Source organism: Promicromonospora kroppenstedtii DSM 19349, assembly GCF_000515355.1.
In the GTDB taxonomy this organism is placed as follows: domain Bacteria; phylum Actinomycetota; class Actinomycetes; order Actinomycetales; family Cellulomonadaceae; genus Promicromonospora; species Promicromonospora kroppenstedtii.
In genome coordinates this window covers 6,451-6,748 of sequence record NZ_KI911651.1, presented here as the reverse complement: position 1 = coordinate 6,748, position 298 = coordinate 6,451, and the positions used below count along the sequence as shown (strand labels likewise).

Annotated in this window: 1 pseudogene; it reads right to left on the bottom strand. The window is 71.1% G+C overall.

Annotation, left to right across the window (positions count from 1 at the left end):
• A pseudogene (locus PROKR_RS34520) lies at positions 1-298 on the bottom strand (hypothetical protein); the annotation flags it as partial.

The following is a 298-nucleotide window of genomic DNA, read 5'->3' as shown; positions in this document are numbered from 1 at the left end:
CGTCTCCCGCACCAGGAGGGTGGCCCGCCATTGCGAGAGGACCCCGGTCTGCAGGGCGGTGAAGGTGTGGGGCATCTGGGTGATCCAGACGCGGGAGGTGGACACGAACCCGGCCCCGGCATGCGGGCTGACCCGCAACGCGGCGCCGACCTGGTTGGGGACACCGCGCCCTTGCCGCTCGGCCCGGATGCACTGCCGGGTTTCCTCGGCGCGGGTTGCCTCGTCCAGGGCGACCGTGAGTCGAGCCTGCGTGGCGGTGATCGCGTTCTTCACGGCTTCCAACTCACCGAGCAGGTCG